Annotated in this window: 1 protein-coding gene; it reads left to right on the top strand. The window is 37.9% G+C overall.

Annotated elements, in window-relative coordinates; all coding sequences use genetic code 11:
* On the top strand, positions 1 to 701 hold a 701-nt coding region (gene aroF / locus LJD32_RS15020), incomplete at both ends, for a 3-deoxy-7-phosphoheptulonate synthase (protein WP_227403843.1).

The raw sequence follows: 701 nt of genomic DNA on the forward strand, positions 1-701 counted from the left end.
GAAAGCAAGGAACAAGTGATTGAAATCGCTAAAGCAGCCAAAGCAGCAGGAGCTAATCTATTAAGAGGTGGAGCATTCAAACCAAGAACATCACCATATGCTTTCCAAGGAATGGGATCAGCGGGATTAGATATTCTAGTAGCAGCTAAAGAAGCAACAGGACTCCCAATCGTATCAGAATTGATGGATGCAGAATACTTAGATGAATTCATTGAAAAAGTAGACTTGATTCAAATTGGAGCAAGAAACATGCAAAACTTCGACTTGTTAAAGAAAGTCGGGAAAGCAACAAAGAAACCAATCTTGTTAAAAAGAGGGTTGAGTGCAACATTCCAAGAATGGATCATGTCAGCAGAATATATCATGGCAAGTGGGAATCCAAATGTCATCCTATGTGAAAGAGGAGTGAGAACATTTGAATCATACACAAGAAATACATTAGACTTACAAGCAGTACCAGTAATCAAAGAATTGACACACTTACCAATCATTATCGATCCAAGTCATGCCGGAGGAAAATGGTGGTTAGTAAATCCAATGGCAAAAGCAGCAGTCGCAGCAGGATGTGATGGATTAATGATCGAAGTGCATAATAATCCAGAAAAAGCATTATGTGATGGACCACAATCATTAAAACCAGCCAAATTTGAACAATTGATGAAAGAATTAAAACCAATTGCTGATGCTGTTGGTAAAGAAAT

Source organism: Faecalibacillus sp. TM498 (assembly GCF_020589955.1).
GTDB classification, from domain to species: Bacteria; Bacillota_I; Bacilli_A; order Erysipelotrichales; family Coprobacillaceae; genus Faecalibacillus; species Faecalibacillus intestinalis.